Origin of the sequence: Corynebacterium phocae (assembly GCF_008693075.1) — a bacterium.
GTDB classification, from domain to species: Bacteria; Actinomycetota; Actinomycetes; order Mycobacteriales; family Mycobacteriaceae; genus Corynebacterium; species Corynebacterium phocae.
In genome coordinates, this window is record NZ_VXKJ01000046.1 from 57,629 (window position 1) to 73,657 (window position 16,029).

General features: G+C 59.3%; 16 protein-coding genes. 5 read left to right on the top strand and 11 right to left on the bottom strand.

What is annotated here, in order from left to right; all coding sequences use genetic code 11:
- Positions 1-116 precede the first annotated feature (116 nt).
- The 3 genes from F4V58_RS09380 to F4V58_RS09390 are packed head-to-tail and all read left to right on the top strand — an operon-like array spanning position 117 to position 3,459.
- Complete coding sequence (locus F4V58_RS09380) at positions 117-332, top strand: helix-turn-helix domain-containing protein (protein ID WP_075735399.1); 216 nt, start codon at positions 117-119, stop codon at positions 330-332.
- Positions 332-1,507 (top strand): type II toxin-antitoxin system HipA family toxin, encoded by a 1,176-nt coding sequence (locus F4V58_RS09385; RefSeq protein ID WP_084559757.1) that lies wholly within the window; start codon positions 332-334, stop codon positions 1,505-1,507. The genes F4V58_RS09380 and F4V58_RS09385 overlap by 1 nt, the downstream gene beginning before the upstream one ends.
- A 20-nt stretch (positions 1,508-1,527) precedes the next feature.
- Positions 1,528-3,459 carry a M3 family metallopeptidase gene (locus tag F4V58_RS09390; protein ID WP_075735403.1) on the top strand — a complete coding sequence of 644 codons (1,932 nt, stop codon included), beginning with the start codon at positions 1,528-1,530 and terminating at the stop codon, positions 3,457-3,459.
- 155 nt (positions 3,460-3,614) lie between these two features.
- Here the strand turns inward: F4V58_RS09390 and F4V58_RS09395 are convergent, their stop codons facing one another.
- The 7 genes from F4V58_RS09395 to pdxS form a co-directional block, all read right to left on the bottom strand.
- A complete protein-coding gene (locus F4V58_RS09395; protein ID WP_075735405.1) occupies positions 3,615-4,346 on the bottom strand; it encodes an ABC transporter permease in 732 nt (243 codons plus the stop codon).
- Complete coding sequence (locus tag F4V58_RS09400; RefSeq protein WP_075735407.1) at positions 4,346-5,302, bottom strand: ABC transporter ATP-binding protein; 957 nt, start codon at positions 5,300-5,302, stop codon at positions 4,346-4,348. Before F4V58_RS09400 ends, F4V58_RS09395 begins: the two co-directional genes overlap by 1 nt.
- 111 nt (positions 5,303-5,413) lie before the next feature.
- Positions 5,414-5,593, bottom strand: coding sequence for a hypothetical protein (locus F4V58_RS09405; RefSeq protein WP_075735409.1), 180 nt, complete (start codon positions 5,591-5,593; stop codon positions 5,414-5,416).
- A 598-nt stretch (positions 5,594-6,191) separates the two neighbouring features.
- Positions 6,192-6,416, bottom strand: coding sequence for a DUF2283 domain-containing protein (locus F4V58_RS09410; protein ID WP_075735411.1), 225 nt, complete (start codon positions 6,414-6,416; stop codon positions 6,192-6,194).
- A 48-nt stretch (positions 6,417-6,464) separates the two neighbouring features.
- Positions 6,465-9,149 (bottom strand): phosphoenolpyruvate carboxylase, encoded by a 2,685-nt coding sequence (gene ppc, locus F4V58_RS09415; RefSeq protein ID WP_075735413.1) that lies wholly within the window; start codon positions 9,147-9,149, stop codon positions 6,465-6,467.
- 98 nt (positions 9,150-9,247) lie between these two features.
- Positions 9,248-9,808 (bottom strand): pyridoxal 5'-phosphate synthase glutaminase subunit PdxT, encoded by a 561-nt coding sequence (pdxT, locus tag F4V58_RS09420; RefSeq protein WP_075735415.1) that lies wholly within the window; start codon positions 9,806-9,808, stop codon positions 9,248-9,250.
- Positions 9,809-10,705 (bottom strand): pyridoxal 5'-phosphate synthase lyase subunit PdxS, encoded by an 897-nt coding sequence (gene pdxS / locus F4V58_RS09425; RefSeq protein WP_425429747.1) that lies wholly within the window; start codon positions 10,703-10,705, stop codon positions 9,809-9,811.
- A 72-nt stretch (positions 10,706-10,777) separates the two neighbouring features.
- On the opposite strand from pdxS, the gene pdxR reads away from it, so the two are divergent.
- Positions 10,778-12,112 carry a MocR-like pyridoxine biosynthesis transcription factor PdxR gene (pdxR, locus tag F4V58_RS09430; protein WP_075735417.1) on the top strand — a complete coding sequence of 445 codons (1,335 nt, stop codon included), beginning with the start codon at positions 10,778-10,780 and terminating at the stop codon, positions 12,110-12,112.
- A 94-nt stretch (positions 12,113-12,206) separates the two neighbouring features.
- On the opposite strand, the gene F4V58_RS09435 is transcribed toward pdxR, so the two are convergent.
- The 4 genes from F4V58_RS09435 to F4V58_RS09450 all read right to left on the bottom strand — a co-directional run bounded on the left by F4V58_RS09435 (position 12,207) and on the right by F4V58_RS09450 (position 14,491).
- Entirely contained in the window at positions 12,207-12,854 is a 648-nt protein-coding gene (locus tag F4V58_RS09435; RefSeq protein WP_245802983.1) for an anti-sigma factor, read from the bottom strand.
- The gene (locus F4V58_RS09440; protein WP_075735419.1) at positions 12,847-13,434 is read right to left on the bottom strand and encodes a sigma-70 family RNA polymerase sigma factor; all 588 of its coding nucleotides are present in this window, start codon (positions 13,432-13,434) and stop codon (positions 12,847-12,849) included. Before F4V58_RS09440 ends, F4V58_RS09435 begins: the two co-directional genes overlap by 8 nt.
- Positions 13,435-13,552: 118 nt before the next feature.
- Complete coding sequence (locus F4V58_RS09445) at positions 13,553-13,768, bottom strand: hypothetical protein (protein ID WP_150385783.1); 216 nt, start codon at positions 13,766-13,768, stop codon at positions 13,553-13,555.
- A gap of 306 nt (positions 13,769-14,074) precedes the next feature.
- Entirely contained in the window at positions 14,075-14,491 is a 417-nt protein-coding gene (locus tag F4V58_RS09450) for a hypothetical protein (RefSeq protein WP_075735423.1), read from the bottom strand.
- A gap of 219 nt (positions 14,492-14,710) precedes the next feature.
- On the opposite strand from F4V58_RS09450, the gene F4V58_RS09455 reads away from it, so the two are divergent.
- Positions 14,711-16,027, top strand: coding sequence for an O-acetylhomoserine/O-acetylserine sulfhydrylase (locus F4V58_RS09455; protein WP_075735425.1), 1,317 nt, complete (start codon positions 14,711-14,713; stop codon positions 16,025-16,027).
- Positions 16,028-16,029 lie beyond the last annotated feature (2 nt).

Consider the following 16,029-nt stretch of genomic DNA (forward strand, 5'->3'; position numbering starts at 1 on the left):
GAGGCGGCGGCTTTCCGCATTTTCGGTGCGTTCGCGCCGAATCCCCTTGTTTCTGGCCCCAAACCCGGGCATAATCCGGCTTATCGTAGCGAACACTCCGAAGGAAGGGGCACGGGATGGAAACAAATGAGATAGGGCATTTTGCCAAGCAACAGCGTAAACAGCTGGGGCTGCCCCAACAGGACCTGGCAGATCTGGCGGAGGTCTCTGACCGCTTTGTCCGCGAGTTCAAAACTGGCAGGCCCACCGTCCACCTGGACAAGGCCGTGATGGTCTTGAGCGTGCTGGGATACGATCTGGTGCCCGCCCTCCCCAACACCGGGGGCTTCTGATGCCCGCGCTTTCTGCGGACGTCTTTGTGGGCGCGTCCAAAGCCGCCACGCTCAAGCTCCACCCGGACGGCACAACCACCTTCGCCTACACGCCCGCAGCGCTGACATCTCACGGCCCGCAAGTGGCCTTCAGCCTGCCCGTGACGGACGCCCCTGTGCGCACCCCTGGCGGCGCCCTCCCGGCATTTTTCACCAACCTCCTGCCCGAGGGCGGACGCCTGGCGGCGCTTCAGCGCCAGGCGAAGGCCTCGCTGGACAACGAGCTGCCCCTGCTCCTTGAAGTCGGTGGCAACACGGTGGGCAACATCTCGGTTCTACCCACCGGCCAACTCACTCAGGACCAACTCCCCGACGCCACCGTGGCGCAGCTGAAGCTGGGCCCGGAGCTGGACTTCTCCCAGGTGCCCACCGCTGCGGGAATAGTTGACCCCGCCGCGCTTCCGGGTGTCCAAGACAAGGCCTCCGCGTACATGCTCTCCACACGCGGGGCCCAGAGCTACATTCTCAAAGTCTCCCCACCCAACCAACCCGCCCTGGTGGAAAATGAAGCCGCCTGCTTCCAGATCGCAGCAGGACTGGGGAAGGCGCTCCCGCAAGCCGAAGCAAAGGTCATTCACGACAAACACGGTCGCTCAGGGCTGCTGGTCACCCGCTTCGACAGGAGTGGAGACGACCGCCTACATGCGGAGGACGCCGCGCAGCTGCTGAACATCCCGCCGGCACTGAAGTATCAGCCCACCATGGAGGAAGTGGCGCATGCGGTGGCCGGCGTGTGCACAGCGCCGCGGCCGGCACTGGCGAAGATCGCGTATATGACCGCGCTCGCGTGGCTGACCGGCAACGGGGATATGCACGCCAAGAACATCTCCGTTCTTTCCACAGACGGAAAGGTGGACGTGGCGCCACTCTATGACATCCCTTCTACCCTGGCCTACGGGGATAACGATCTGGCGCTAAGCGTTGGCGGGGCGACCACCAATTTGAGCGGCAAGCGGTTCCTGGAGTTCACACGCGAAATCGGACTGCCGGAAAAGGTTGGCGGCACCATCATGGCGCGCTGCCTCAAGGCCACGGATGGCGCGGCCGAGCGGATTATCGCGGCCACGGGCTACGACCCCCGCCGCCAGCGGGATCTCAAACGAGTGTTAGCCAAACGCCGCCAACACTGGGGCTAGATGCGCTAGCATTTCATTCCATGACCAATCCCCTTTTGACCCCATCCGAACTGCCCTACCAGCTGCCCGATTTCGCAGCTATCAAGACTGCTCATGTGTTGCCGGCCTTCGATGAGGCGCTTTCCCGCCACAACGCGGAGATTGCCGTTATCACTGGCAACCCGGAGGACCCCACGTGGGAAAACACCGTGGAGGCCTTGGAGTGCGCCGGCCGTGATTTGTACCGCGTCATCGCGTATTTTGCCAACATCTCCGGCACAGACACCACGGAGGAGCTTGAGGAAATCGGCGCTAAGTTATGGCCCGCGCTCTCAGCCCACAATGACGGTATCCATCAGGATCCGGTTCTCTACGCACGGATTAAGGAGGCCACCCCGCCGGAGGATGAGGAATCCCAGCGTTTGCACGATCACCTCCTGCGGACCTTCAAGCGCGCCGGTGCGGAGCTAGACGCGGCCGGCAAACAGCGGCTGTCGGAGATTAACCAGCGCCTAGCCGCCCTGCAGGACGAGTTTGGCCGCAACCTGCTGGCGTCTACCCGCGAGCTCGCGGTAGAGCTAGACGGTGAAACCGTAGAGCTGGGCCTGCCCGCCGTCCAGCCGGAGCAAGCCCGCCTAGAAAGTGCGGCGGACCGCGCCAAGGTCTACGAGGCATCGCTCAAGCGTGGGCAAAAGGAGAACCCGGAGGTGCTGCTGGAGTCTGTCGCACTCCGCGCGGAGCGCGCCCAGCTGCTGGGCTTTGCCCACCACGCGGACTTTGTCATCGCTGAGGAAACCGCCGGCTCCGCCAGTGCCGCCCGGGACATGCTCACCAACCTAGCCCCGGCCGCAGCGGCCAACGCCGCCGGGGAGCAAAAGCTACTTGCCGAAGAAGCCGAGCTCAACGGACAGGGCTTTGGCGCAGCTGACTGGCCCTACTGGGAGTCCAAGGTCCGCGAGCGCGACTTCGCCCTGGATGATACCGAGGTAGCCAAATACTTTCCACTGGATAAGGTGCTCAAAGAAGGCGTGTTTGCCGCAGCCAACCGCCTCTACGGCATCACCGTGGAACCCCGCCCCGACCTGCAGGGCTACGCCGAGGGCGTGGACGTCTGGGAGGTCAAGGAAGAAGACGGCACGGGCATTGGTCTGTTCCTCACCGACTACTTTGGCCGGCCCTCCAAGCGCGGCGGTGCCTGGATGTCGAGCTTTATGGACCAGTCCCACTTACTTGGCACCAAACCGGTGGTAGTCAACGTCATGGGGATCAACAAGCCCAAGGACGGCTCCCAACCGCTACTTAGCCAAACGGATCTGCACACCGTGTTCCACGAGTTCGGCCACGCACTGCACGGACTGCTCTCTGATGTGCGCTACCCCACCTTCTCCGGCACCAGCGTGCCGCGCGACTGGGTGGAGTTCCCTTCCCAGATCAACGAGAACTGGGCGCTGCACTCAAGCCTGGTCACTGGCTACGCCCACCACGTAGAAACCGGTGAGCCCATCCCCGCCAAACTTCTCACGGCGCTCGATGACGCCGCTACCTTCGGCCAAGGCTTCGCAACGTACGAGTATCTGGCGGCCTGCATCATCGATCTGGCCTGGCACTCGCTAAGCCCGGAGGAGGCCGCTGCGGTCACGGACATCGAGGCCTTCGAGCGCGCCGCCTTGGACGCCGCTGGCCTAGATAACGAGCACATCGCGCCCCGCTACAAGTCCACGTTCTTCAACCACATCTTCGCCGGCGGCTACTCGGCCGGCTACTACTCCTACCTGTGGTCTGAGGTCTTGGATGCGGACGGCTTCGGTGCCTTCACCGGGGATCTCCGCGCGGTGGGCCAACGCTTCCGCGACCTCATCTTGTCGCGCGGTGCCTCCCGCGACTTCGGCGAGGCCTACCGCGAGTTCCGCGGCCGCGACAAAGACGTGGCCCCGCTGCTCAAACGCCGCGGCCTGGACGGCGCCACCGCCTAACTATTCACAAACCCGCCGGCGCTGCGCAGCGCCGGCGGGCGAAAGTTCAGGGGCGCTTTCAAAACCCGCTCCAAAGAGGTCGTTTCCGCGAGTGGATGGCAAAGTACCGCCACCAGCCTCTGCGGCCGCTGCCGGTAGCGTCCCCAAATAACGGGCTAGCGTCTTCCCGCCACGAGGTTTGCTACAGCAAAGGCTGCGGTCCACGCCCCAAACCCGATTAAGGTCGCCGTAGCTAGGTCATTTCCTAGCCCAAGATCAACAATGAGATCTCGCGCTGCCCGTGAAGGTAGCAACAGGCTTAAATCATTCAACCGCTCCGGCATGTGGGAAGGTGAAACCAAGATTCCGCCCGCAAAGGCCAATGTTAAGAAGAGTAACTGGGCAACAGTAACAACGGATTTCGTAGTTAAGATCCTCCCCATGAGGCTGCCGAGCAAACCGAACATCACTGTCGATGCCACCAGGCCGCCGGTCGCAGCCACCAAATGCCGTGTCAGTTCGAATTCGGTAGTAACCAGAGCACAGCCCAAAAGCAGAGCGATACCCACCACCATCATGAGGCTAACTGTGACGATATGGGCGATATAGCGGGGGAAGAGGCCGTAAGGCAAAGTCCGTAGATAGTTAGCAAACCCAGTCTGCCTATCTTGGGCAATGGAAGTACTAAACCCAAACAAACAGGTTGACATGGAAATCATCACGACCAGCTGCAGCGTCGATTCAGCAGCAAGATGGGCATCCTCTGTAACTTGTGAGTTCGGAAGAACAAAGAACACGAAACACAGCAGCGGAATGACAACATTTCCAGCCAGAGCCATTAAATCCCGGAATGTTTCCAAAACCACAATCTTGAGATGACCAGAAAGAACCCTTAACGCATCAGTCATTATCGCAGCTCCTCAAAATTGGTGGGTACCTGTTCACGCAATCGTGTCTCCATAGCCTCTTCCAACGACATAGGGTTAGCTCGGAACTCTGTGAAATTAACTCCGCTGGCAACCAGCTCTTTAACAAAAGCATTGATGTTGCTCACGGTAAACTTCAGGTGCTTGCCGTTGCCGTCCCCTGTAGCCACGGAAGGGGCCTCTGCGCCATGAGAAAGCTCGCAATTGCTAACGCTAGGCAGGCTTTGCACTACTTCGGGGTTATCCACTGTGCATTCAACAACGGTTGCCTGCGACACTCGCAGAAACTCAGCTTTAGTCATGTAGCCTTTACTTCGACCCTTGTCTAGTAGGAGAATATGGTCAGCAAGCAAATCCACCTCATCTAAATAGTGTGAAGTTAGCAAGGTAGCGACACCACGCTGGGACTGCCGTTGAATTTCATCCCACATTAGTCGGCGGGCTTCGGTGTCTAATCCAGTGGTTGGCTCATCCAGGAGAACCAGTTTCGGATCTCCAAGGTAAGCCAGGGCCACACTGACGCGGTGCTTTTGGCCCCCGGAGAGGCTTCGCAACTGCTTTTTTGCGAATTGCCCGATATCCCAACTTTCCAGGTGCTTCAAGCAAAAGTCAGTATCTGTGGGACTGCCGGGAAACTGCGAGGAAACAAACTGCGCCATTTCAAGGGCGCTCAAAGAATCCGGCAGCTTTGTTTCTTGGGGCACTAACCCCAGAGCTTGTTTACTTACGCGAGCTGTTGGCCGTTTACCTAGAATCCTAATGTCACCTCGCGTAGGCTCCTCTAATCCGCTAATCAGCCTGATAAGCGTGGATTTCCCGGCACCATTCGGGCCCAGGACTCCCAAGATATCACCACTGGAGATAGTGAAGGTGATGTCATCAAGAACCGTTGTATCCGCGTACTGCTTACCCAACCCGTGGGCTGTTACTACATCCATAAGATTCTCTCTCAATTACCTAGCCGCCGAAACCTTGACCGGCCATTGGGTCATGCCGGAATAGCCGTCTACTTAATCGTTCCATTCGTGGCCGGAAATAAAACTCCAGGGTTAGTCCCGGCGTCCGCCACCCAAGCTAAAGAGGAACATAATTATCAAGCCCAATACAAAGCCGATGCCCACTACAACTAGAGCTTTGGCTACGTCACCTTCCATGAGGTAATTAGCCCCACCACCGAGTAACCCGGCGATGATTGAAATAATTAGACCGCGTTTGACGGAAGCGTTCATAAATCAGCCCTTTTATCTTTAAAGGAATGCGCCGTGTCTTCACACACTGCCCATTCTGTATCGTGTCCAGTTTTCCCTTACCAAGCCATTTAAAATTAACATTTAAGCAATGTGTTTGTTGCCAAAATAGCTTTCTCCCAGGATAGCGTCACACACACACACACACAAGTCTTCCGCGGAAATCAATCTGGAAATTACAAGCGCACAACACCGGCCCTCAATCAGACAAACTGCCCGATCCTTAAACGGGCGATCAAATTTATTTGGCATATTCCAGGTTGTCCCATCTACTCAGACAAAAACAAAACCTAGGGTACTTCAGGTTGGTGCGGCGGGTGTCCCTCGCTACCGATTCACGGCGCGTGCATGTACCGGTAGAGCTTCGCCCCCACACCCCGGCGGTTGATGGGCGCGCCCTCATACTCCCTCGGCACGCGTGCGAGTGCTCGCACGGACGCAGGTGTCAGCGGAAGCTGAATTTTGCCCCATCATGGAAGGTGAAAATAAGCCCACGGTGTGGTGTTGGAGCGGTTTTCGAGATTGCTTTGCAGCGATGGCAGCAGGCGCCATCCACAGCAAAACACAAAAAGGAAGGGGCTCACAAACGCTGTGCTTTGTCCAAGACATCACCGCGTAGACCAGCTGAAGCTGCAAGTATCTCAATGCCAATGAGATACCCTTCGCTATCCACATCCAGAATCAGTTGGGTCTGCCCATTAGGCGTGTCAATGAACGCTACCTGCTGTGCTGATTCTGAAGGTGCACTCTCTTCGGCGAGCGTAATATACGCGGCGTCAGCTTCCCCGTCATATGTCATATGCATGAGTCTTACCCTTCCGTGAACGCGATAATGGCGTCAGCCTTGGCCGGCCTAGCCGGCGTTGCGCAGCGCCGTTGCCAGGCCGTTCATAGTCACGCGGATGGTGTTGGCTACCACGAAGGAGTCATCCCCTTCGCGGTAGCGGCGCAGCATCTCCGCCTGGATGACGTTGAGCGGCAGGAGGTAGGGGTAGCGGCGCTTGAGCGAGCGCGCCTGACGCTGGTTGTCACCCGCCAGGCCCTCAAAACCGGTGATCCGCAGGTAGGCGTTGCGGGTCAACTGGAATTCCTCCCGGATGAGCTCGTAGATACGGCCGGCTACCTCTTGGTCATCCACTAAGTCGGCGTAGAGCCGGGCTAGGGAAATCTCCGCTTTGGACATGACCTGCGCCATGTTGGATAGCACCGTGCGGAAAAATGGCCACTCGGAATACAAGGCACGCAGCTCATCCCAGCGGGACTCGTCCTCACCGGCCCACTTGGACAACGCGGAGCCCACGCCAAACCAGCCCGGCACGTTGGTGCGCTGTTGGGACCAGGACAACACCCACGGGATGGCGCGCAGGTCAGAAATGGCCTTGGTCTGCTTGCGGGCGGCCGGGCGGGAGCCAATGTTGAGCTCACCGATTTCGGCCAGTGGCGTGGACTGGGTGAAGTAGTCAATGAAGCCGGGGTCGCCCACCAACTCCTGGTAGCGCTCGGCTGACAGCGCGGAAAGCTCACGCATGACGGCGTAGGCGCGCTCAGTGTCCTTCATTGGCTCGGTGTCCAGCAGGGAGGCCTCCAAGACGCCGGCTACGAAGGACTGCAGGTGATGGCGTGCGGTCTCCGGGGAGCCGTATTGCGCGGAGATGACCTCGCCTTGCTCGGTGATGCGTACGGAGCCGGAGACGGCACCGGCTGGCTGGGCCAGGAGGGCATCATAAGTAGGTCCGCCGCCACGGCCCACGGCACCGCCGCGGCCGTGGAACAGGCGCAGCTCCACGCCGTGGGCGCGGCAGACCTCAACCAGGTCTAGCTCCGCGTCGTAGAGCGCCCAGTTAGCCTGCAGGTAGCCACCGTCCTTGTTGGAGTCGGAGTATCCCAGCATGACCTCCTGCTTGTTGCCCCGGCGGGTCAAGTGCTCGCGGTAAACGGGCACGTTCCACAGCTTGTCCAGGATGCTGGCGCCGGCTTCTAAGTCATCGATGGTTTCAAAGAGCGGAACCAGATCCACCTCATCCATGCCATACTCCTTGAGCAAGACCATTGGCTCCAGGATGTCAGACACGCTGCCGGTCATGGAGATAATGCAATGCGGTACGGCGGCACGGCCAAACTGTGACACGGCTTTAGCGGCTGCCTCGAAGATACCCAGTTCTTTCTCCGTGTCCGCGCTCAGTTGTTCGCGCCATTTAGACCCACGGGGAAAGAGCAAAGGGCGCTTAGTTTCCAGCTCCTCCTGCAAAAGGGCAATCTTTTCTTCTTCGCCTAAGCCCCGGTAGTCATCCGTGTATCCGTTGAGAGCAAAGATTTCGGTGAGCACGTTTTCAAAGGACTCAGAGTTCTGGCGCAAATCCAGGGAATGAAGATGGAAGCCAAAAGTTTTTACCGCAGCCCGGATCTTCAGCAGGCGGTCATCAGCGATGATGTCATCTTTGGCCGCGCGCAGGGAGTGATCAATGACTGCCAGGTCAGCCAGCAGCTCCTCCGGTTGGTTATAAGGGGCAGCCTTGATTTTCTTCTTAACCTTGCCTTTGGCCCGGTCCAAGGTGGCCTGGATACGGGCACGGATTCCAAAAATAGCGCGGCGGTAAGGCTCATCAAGGCGCAGGGCGTTGGTGTTATTGGAGGCGTCGGCAAGCGCTACGAGCTCCGCGGTGGGCTCCGAGTGGCGCTGCGTCAAGGAAAGTTCGCGCTCTAGCTCGTGCAGCTCACGCTCGTAGTAGCTCAGGGCCACAAGCGCGGCCTGTGTGGTGGCATGGGCCACCTTCTCCCCGTCCACGTAAGGGTTGCCGTCATGGTCCCCACCAATCCAAGAACCGGGGCGCACCATGGCGGCGCTGTCTACTTCTTGGTCGAACGTCTCCCGGTACTTCCTGCGCACGGTCAGGTTCAGCGCCGGGATTTCCTCCAGCAGGGAAAGCTGGTAATAACGCAGACCAACCTTGATCTCATCTTCCAGGCTGGGGCGGGACACCCGGATCAGCCCGGTCTGCCACAACAGCGTGATGCGCAGGGTTAGCTGGCGCTCAATCTCCGGGGTAACGCCCTCCCGGCGAGTGGCCTTGATGAGCTCCTTGATGTGCTTCTGGGCGTCAAAGATACTGCGGCGGCGGGTTTCAGTAGGGTGCGCGGTCAGCACTGGGGACACCAGCGCGCCGCTAATGACCTCATTGGCTTGCTGGGCGGAGACCCCTTTGTCTTTGAGCTTGTCAAAGGTGCTGTCTAGCGTGACAAAGTCCCCGTGTTTTTCATCATCCAGGTCTTCTGCCAAGTTGGCCAGCAAAGCGAAGAAGGTGAAAGAACGCGCAACCAGATTGGTTTCTGCCACTGGGCGCTCGCGGAATAGATCCAGGAGGGCCTCCGCGTCCTTTTCCCGCCGCGCGATGGCAAAGGCAGTGGTACGGGCCGTTTCAACCAGCTCGAAAATCTCCTGGCCTTCTTGCTTGGCAATAACCTCACCCAAGATCCTTCCCAGTAGGCGGATGTCTTGGCGGACTTGATCAACTTCAGCGGTCTGTGTTGCGGTACTCATGGGGTCTCCTTCAAAGGGACGTAGTTCAACCCTTACTAATCTAGCCTGAAATGCCACGTTCTTCTGGGTTGGGCACCTCTTGCCGGGCGCGTGTGCGGTTAGGCAAACGCCGCCACCCAGGCGGCGTGGACGCGGGAGTCACCGTTTTCTTCCGGGTGGAAGCTCAGCGCGGTGATGGCACCCTGGCGTACGCCCACCACATGCTCACCCAAGCGGGCGATAACGTCCACGCCGGGGCCCACGCGGGTGACCACCGGCGCGCGGATAAAGGAGCACTCTATCTCCGCGCCGTCCACGGCCACCAGGGCCTCGGCGGACTCGCGCTGGTTGCCAAAGGCATTGCGGCGCACACCGATATCCAACACGCCCAGGGTCTGCTGCCCCGGCGCGGGGTTGTCCACGTCGCGGGCTAAGTAGATAAGACCCGCGCAGGTAGCCAGAACCGGCAGACCGCCGGCAATGGCCTCACGGAGCGGGCCGTCCAGTCCGAAGGCGCGCGCCAGGCGGTCTATAACGGAGGACTCCCCGCCCGGCAGGACCAGCCCGTCTAGCCCTTCCAGGTCACCGGGCAGGCGCACCCGGCGGGTGGCAGCGCCCAGGCTGTGCAGCATGGAAACATGTTCTTCCACCCCGCCTTGCAGGGCTAGGACGCCAATCATTTACCAGCCACGCTCCGCTAGGCGGTGTGGTGCGGGAACGTCCGCGACGTTGATACCCACCATGGCCTCGCCCAAACCACGGGAGAGCTTGGCTAGTTCCGCCGGCTGGTCGTAAAGTGCGGCGGCCTTGACAATGGCCTCCGCGCGGGCAACCGGGTTGCCGGACTTGAAGATTCCGGAGCCCACAAATACGCCCTCCGCGCCCATCTGGCGCACCAGGGCGGCGTCGGCAGGAGTGGCCACGCCGCCGGCCACAAACAGCACGACGGGCAGCTTGCCGGTTTCTGCAACCTCCGCTACCAGGTCGTACGGTGCCTGAAGTTCCTTGGCAGCCACGTAGAGCTCATCCCGGTCAAGTTTCTGCAGGCGCGCGATTTCGCCCTTGATGGTGCGCAGGTGACGCACGGCCTCGGAGACATCACCGGTACCGGCTTCACCCTTGGAGCGAATCATGGCCGCGCCCTCGGTGATTCGCCGCAGGGCCTCACCCAGGTTGGTGGCACCGCACACGAAGGGCACGTCAAAGTCCCACTTGTTGATGTGGTGGGTGTAATCCGCCGGGGAGAGCACCTCTGATTCATCAATGAAGTCCACACCCAGCTCCGCCAAAATCTGGGCTTCCACGAAGTGTCCAATACGGGACTTAGCCATCACGGGGATGGATACGGCGTTGACAATTCCGTCAATGAGATCCGGGTCGCTCATGCGCGCCACACCGCCCTGGGAGCGAATGTCCGCAGGCACGCGCTCTAGGGCCATTACTGCCGATGCCCCCGCGTCCTCAGCAATCTTTGCCTGCTCCGGGGTGACAACGTCCATGATGACGCCGTTTTTTAACATATCTGCCAGTCCGCGCTTGACGCGGGTTGTTGCTTTGTTTTCAGTCATGCCGTTCATCTTCGCCTAGCTAAGTGGTCTACAACAAGAGCCAATTTAGGCGTGTCCAATTAGACCACTTATAGTGGCTTCATGCACCTGGTTCTTAGTCCAACGGACCCCCGCACCCTCCCCGTGCAGATTTGCGCCGGCATCCGCGAACAAATTCAACGCCAAATCTTGAGCCCCGGCCAAGAGTTGCCTAGCACCCGTGCGCTGGCAGCTCAGCTGGGAATCTCCCGAGGAAGCGTGGTTACCGCCTATGACCAGCTACTGGCGGAGGGCTACCTGGAGGCAGCAATAGGCTCCGGTACCAGGGTGTGCGCGCAGCTGCTGCACACCACCGTGTCCCCCGAACCTGCTTCCAGTCCCCCACCCACGCCCGGCCCCGCCCTAGAGCTCACCCCCGGCCTAGCGGACACCGCGCGCATAGTCACCCCAGAGTGGCGCGCCGCCTGGCGGGAAGCCGCCACCGGATTAGGCCCTTCCCCTGCCCAGGGCCACGAACGCTTACGCGAGGAGGTCGCCGCCCACCTGGGCCACATGCGAGGGCTGTCCGTGAGCCCGGATAGGATTGTCATCACCGCCGGTGCCCGCGACGGCCTCACCACGCTAATCCGCGCGGCTTTTGCACCAGGCTCCCGCTTTGGTGTGGAATCCCCTGGTTATCCCAGCTTGCGGCGAATTCCGAGCGCACTTGGACACCGGGTAGTAGACGTACCGGCAGACAAACACGGTGTGACCGTCCCTGCAGACGTGGACGCCTTGATTGTCACTCCCAGCCACCAGTACCCCTTTGGCGGTTCACTACCAGCACCCCGGCGCACCGCCCTAGCCGCCTGGGCACGGGAATCCACTGGCCTGCTCATCGAAGATGACTTTGACTCGGAGCTGCGCTACGCCGGCGCGCCCCTGCCTGCGCTGGCGGCACTGGAACCGGATAACACGGTGCTACTGGGAACTTTCTCCTCAGTGATTTCGCCTTCCATCGGTTGCGGCTACGTGGTCCTGCCCCCACGGCTGGTGGAGCCGGTGCTGCAAGACCGGGAGCTTTTTGGTCAACCGGTCAGCGCCATAACGCAAAAGGCGTTGGCTAATTTCCTGGCCAGCGGGGCACTGCGCCGGCATACCGGGCGCATGCGCCGGGCCTATAAACGCCGCCGGGACTTGGTCTACGCGGCCTTTGCCAGTCTGCCGGGCACCCAGCTTCTACCCATTCACGGCGGACTCCACGCGGTAGTCTTATGCGACCGGCCAGCAGATGAGGTGATACCCCAGGCCCGCGCCCGCGGCGTGGGGGTCACCGCACTGGCACACTACTGGGGCGGGCACCAAGGGGAGGCAGCAAACGGACTAGTGCTGGGCTTTGGGCACGTCACGGACCAGGAGCTGGTCAAAGCCCTGGAGGTGGTAGTCAGCTGTCTCTAATCTTCCTTTGAGCGCGGGCTTCCAAACGCGCACTTCAAGCACTGGGCCTTTAGACGCGGGGCCTCTATACGCGGGGGCGTTAAACGTTGAGCCTTTAAGCGCTGAGCTTTACCTCCGCCAACGTGCGCCCGGTGGGCTCATCACTGCCGGACATGGGCTCTTCTGTGACCATGACCTTGGTGGGCTGTTCCGGGAACGGCATCCACACATCCTCATGCGGGTCCTGGCCTATAACCCCGGCGGAAATCATATTTCCGGAATCATCTACCACCCACACCTGGGCACCCATGCCGTCTTTTAACTCCGGCTGGCCATCAACCATGGCACCGGCCTTGCCCATAGTGGAAGAAACCACAATGGCAAGGGAGGCACCTGATGCACTGGTAGTGGCCATCACGGCGTCCTCTGCTGCCATGATTTCGTGCATCTGTTGCTCTCCGTCTAGCGCAATGACTGACTCGGTTGGCTGATCTGAACCATTGTTCTGAGGAAGAATCAGGTACGCACCGGCAATGAGCACCACGGCCGCAGCGGCAGCTGAGGCAGGAGCAAACCACCGGTCACGCCTGGATTTGAGTTCGATTATCTCAGCCTCAGCTTGCTCCACCACCACGCCTTGAATAACGCGGTCTTTGACTCCCGGCGGAGGTGCCTTCTCCGGGACAGAGTCTAAAAAGGCAGCGAACGTTTCTTCATCTATGTCATGCACAGCGTCATGATCGAGGTCACGGTTGTTACTCACGCCCTGTCCCTCCTTTCGAATCGGTCCAGATGGCCGATAATTTCTTCACCCCATCGCGCACCCGCGTCTTCGCGGTGCCGAGGGGAACTGATGTTGATTCTGCCAGCTCCGAATGGCTGAGGCCACCGAAAAAGGTTAAAAGTATAGCAGTGCGATGGGGCTCACCTATCGAGTCAACGGCTTCACGAAGTTCACGCGACTCAATCCGGTCTAAAGCCAGCGACTCCACGTCAAGCACGCGGTCCCGGGTACCAAGTACCCAGTCCTTGTCATCACGTTCCACCGCAGCTGCATGCGACCGCACCCGGTCCACGGCACGCGAGTGAGCGAGACGCCCCACCCAGGTTCGGGCCCTACCAAGGCCGGAGTTAAAGGTTCGCGCTTTATCCCAGACCTCAATAAAGACCTCCTGGAGGACTTCTTCGGCCAACGTGGGGTTTCCCACCACATTGAGGATCACCCCATAAGCTAGTGGAGACAACAGGTCGTAGAGACGAGAAAAAGCGCGCCTATCCTCCTGGCCAACCAGCTGAAGGAGCTTATCCAGCTCATCATGTTGTTCAAGAGAAAGTTTCGACACGCTTTCCCAGAGTACTCTCTTGAGAAGAAAACTTTAGGTTTTCACCCCAAGGTTTAAATCACAGGTTTAAATCAAACCTCCCGCACCGTGGCCTCCCACGGTAGCGGTCAGGGGATTTTTACTTGTGGTCATCATCCTCTAGCTCTTCTTCGAGCTCTTCTACCTCATCATCCAAATCATCATCATTGGTGTCGGTAGTAACAACGGTGGTGTCGCCGTCAAGCTCATCATCGGTGTCGTTACAAGCGGCTAGGCCGGTAGCGGACAGGGTGAGAATTGCTGCAGTAGCAAGGAACTTCTTCATAATAGAAACTTCTTTCCAAAAATTAAACATGCTTGAAATTAAACACATCCGGCACAACTTGCACCTAAGTGCACCCAACCTTAAAAGTGGGCGCAGTTGAGATAAGTTTAACATGAATTAACCTTGCAAATCACATGCCTACCTTGGTCTATGGCCGGATTTTATACTGTGCGCTGCTAATTCAACATGCCATTTTAAATTTGGAACAATCCGTAAATTCCAGGCAAATAGCCTGACCGCAGTCCTAGAAAGAAGTTTCCCCGCGCCTGCGAGCCCTAGCCAAGACCCAATAGCCCGGCCGCGCCCGCAGGCAGCGGAAAAGAAATCCCCAGGAGCCTACTTCTCCATCTTCTTGTCGTCCATCTTGTCCATCTTGTCGTCCATTTTGTCGCCCATCTTGTCCATGTGCTCGTCGGCCTTATCGCCCATCTTGTCCATCTTGTCGTCCATCTTGTCCATGTGCTCGTCGGCTTTATCGCCCATCTTGTCCATATGCTCGTCAGCCTTGTCGCCCATCTTGTCCATCTTGTCGTCCATCTTGTCCATATGGTCCGTCTCGGTGGCGGTGGCAGGAGCCATCTTGTCTTCGGTCATCATCTTGTCTTCGTCCATCTTGTCCGTGGTCTTCACCGTGGAGGTTGCGGGTGCCATGGTGCCGGTGGGCTCCATCTTGTCCCCATCGGTGTCGTTGCAGGCGGCAAGGCCGGTGGCAGAAAGAAGGAGGACGGCGGCGGTAGCGAAAATCTTTTTCATGATATTCCTTAAATCGAGGTCAGTTGTGTGGTGAAACGGGGCGCTAGTGCGCCCTCATGTGTTCATTCGTAACCCTCGCACTGACCGGATTGGATTAAGGTGGAAAAATTTTTTAAAACCAAGAAGTCTAATCCACGTGCGGTTTTATATTCATAGACCTACCAGCAGCTTTGCGGAAAGCAATAGCCGGTAATGTACCGCTTAGTCTAGCTTTGCAGCATGACTACAAAATACGACAACAGCAATTCTGACAACTGGTCCTTCGCTACCCGCGCACTGCACGTGGGTCAAGATTTGGACGGAGACATCAACGCCCGCAACGTGCCCATCTACCAGACCACGTCCTACGTGTTTAAAGACGCCAAGCACGCGGCAGACCGCTTCGCACTCGCGGACATCGGCCCCATCTACACCCGCTTGACCAACCCCACCGTGGACGCCCTGGAGCGCCGGATTGCCGGACTGGAAGGCGGCGTGGCCGCCGTGGCTTTTGCCTCCGGGCAGGCCGCGGAAACCGCCGCCATCTTGACCCTGGCCGGTGCCGGTGACCACATCGTGGCTAGCCCGCACCTCTACGGCGGCACCGCCACTTTGTTCCTGGTTACTTTAAAGCGCCTGGGCATTGAGTTCACGCTGGTGGACAACCCAGATGACCCCCAGTCCTGGCAAGACGCAGTAAGGCCCAACACCAAGGCCTTCTACGGGGAAACCTTCGGCAACCCAGTAGCTGACGTCCTGGACATCCCGGCAGTTGCCAAGGTGGCACATGACAACCAGGTTCCTTTGATTGTGGACAACACCATTGCCACGGCAGCAGTAGCCCGCCCGCTGGAGCAGGGCGCGGACATCGTGGTGGCCTCAACTACGAAGTTCTATTCGGGCAACGGCTCCGCCATCGGCGGCATCATCGTGGACGGCGGCACGTTTGACTGGACTGTCACCCGCGAAGGCAAGGACGTATTCCCCGGTTTCACCACCCCAGATGAGGCCTACCACGGCCTAAAGTACGCGGATTTGGGCGAAGTCGCCTTTGCCATCAAGGCCCGGGCCGGCCTACTGCGCGACACCGGCGCGGCCATCTCCCCCTTCAACGCCTGGCTGACCCTGGCCGGGCTGGAAACCTTGAGCCTGCGCGTGGAGCGCCACAACACCAACGCCAAGCAGGTAGCGCAGTTCCTGGAAGGCCATGACAAGGTCACCAAGGTCAACTACGCCGGCTTGGAGTCCTCCCAGTACAAGGAGGTCAAAGACAAGCTGGGCTACGCCCACACCGGCTCAGTATTGTCCTTTGATATCAACGGCGGCCAGGAGGAGGCATGGCGGTTCATCGACTCGCTGAAGCTGCACTCCAACCTGGCCAATGTGGGTGACACCCGCTCCCTGGTGGTCCACCCCGCCACCACCACCCACTCCCAATCGGATGAGGCGGCGCTCCAGGCGGCCGGCATCACCCCAGCTACCGTCCGCCTGTCAGTGGGTATTGAGGATATCTCCGACATCATTGCGGACCTCGAGGAAGCTTTGAAGGCGGTATAGAA

Excerpts from the sequence above, each read along its gene's own strand:
- ppc (WP_075735413.1), bottom strand. The coding sequence starts at position 9,149 with ATGAGTACCGCAACACAGACCGCTGAAGTTGATCAAGTCCGCCAAGAC.
- F4V58_RS09455 (WP_075735425.1), top strand. The coding sequence starts at position 14,711 with ATGACTACAAAATACGACAACAGCAATTCTGACAACTGGTCCTTCGCT.
- pdxS (WP_425429747.1), bottom strand. The coding sequence starts at position 10,705 with ATGAACGGCATGACTGAAAACAAAGCAACAACCCGCGTCAAGCGCGGA.
- F4V58_RS09400 (WP_075735407.1), bottom strand. The coding sequence starts at position 5,302 with ATGGATGTAGTAACAGCCCACGGGTTGGGTAAGCAGTACGCGGATACA.
- F4V58_RS09380 (WP_075735399.1), top strand. The coding sequence starts at position 117 with ATGGAAACAAATGAGATAGGGCATTTTGCCAAGCAACAGCGTAAACAG.
- F4V58_RS09385 (WP_084559757.1), top strand. The coding sequence starts at position 332 with ATGCCCGCGCTTTCTGCGGACGTCTTTGTGGGCGCGTCCAAAGCCGCC.
- F4V58_RS09450 (WP_075735423.1), bottom strand. The coding sequence starts at position 14,491 with ATGAAAAAGATTTTCGCTACCGCCGCCGTCCTCCTTCTTTCTGCCACC.
- F4V58_RS09405 (WP_075735409.1), bottom strand. The coding sequence starts at position 5,593 with ATGAACGCTTCCGTCAAACGCGGTCTAATTATTTCAATCATCGCCGGG.
- F4V58_RS09390 (WP_075735403.1), top strand. The coding sequence starts at position 1,528 with ATGACCAATCCCCTTTTGACCCCATCCGAACTGCCCTACCAGCTGCCC.
- pdxR (WP_075735417.1), top strand. The coding sequence starts at position 10,778 with ATGCACCTGGTTCTTAGTCCAACGGACCCCCGCACCCTCCCCGTGCAG.
- F4V58_RS09410 (WP_075735411.1), bottom strand. The coding sequence starts at position 6,416 with ATGCATATGACATATGACGGGGAAGCTGACGCCGCGTATATTACGCTC.
- F4V58_RS09395 (WP_075735405.1), bottom strand. The coding sequence starts at position 4,346 with ATGACTGATGCGTTAAGGGTTCTTTCTGGTCATCTCAAGATTGTGGTT.
- F4V58_RS09445 (WP_150385783.1), bottom strand. The coding sequence starts at position 13,768 with ATGTTTAATTTTTGGAAAGAAGTTTCTATTATGAAGAAGTTCCTTGCT.
- pdxT (WP_075735415.1), bottom strand. The coding sequence starts at position 9,808 with ATGATTGGCGTCCTAGCCCTGCAAGGCGGGGTGGAAGAACATGTTTCC.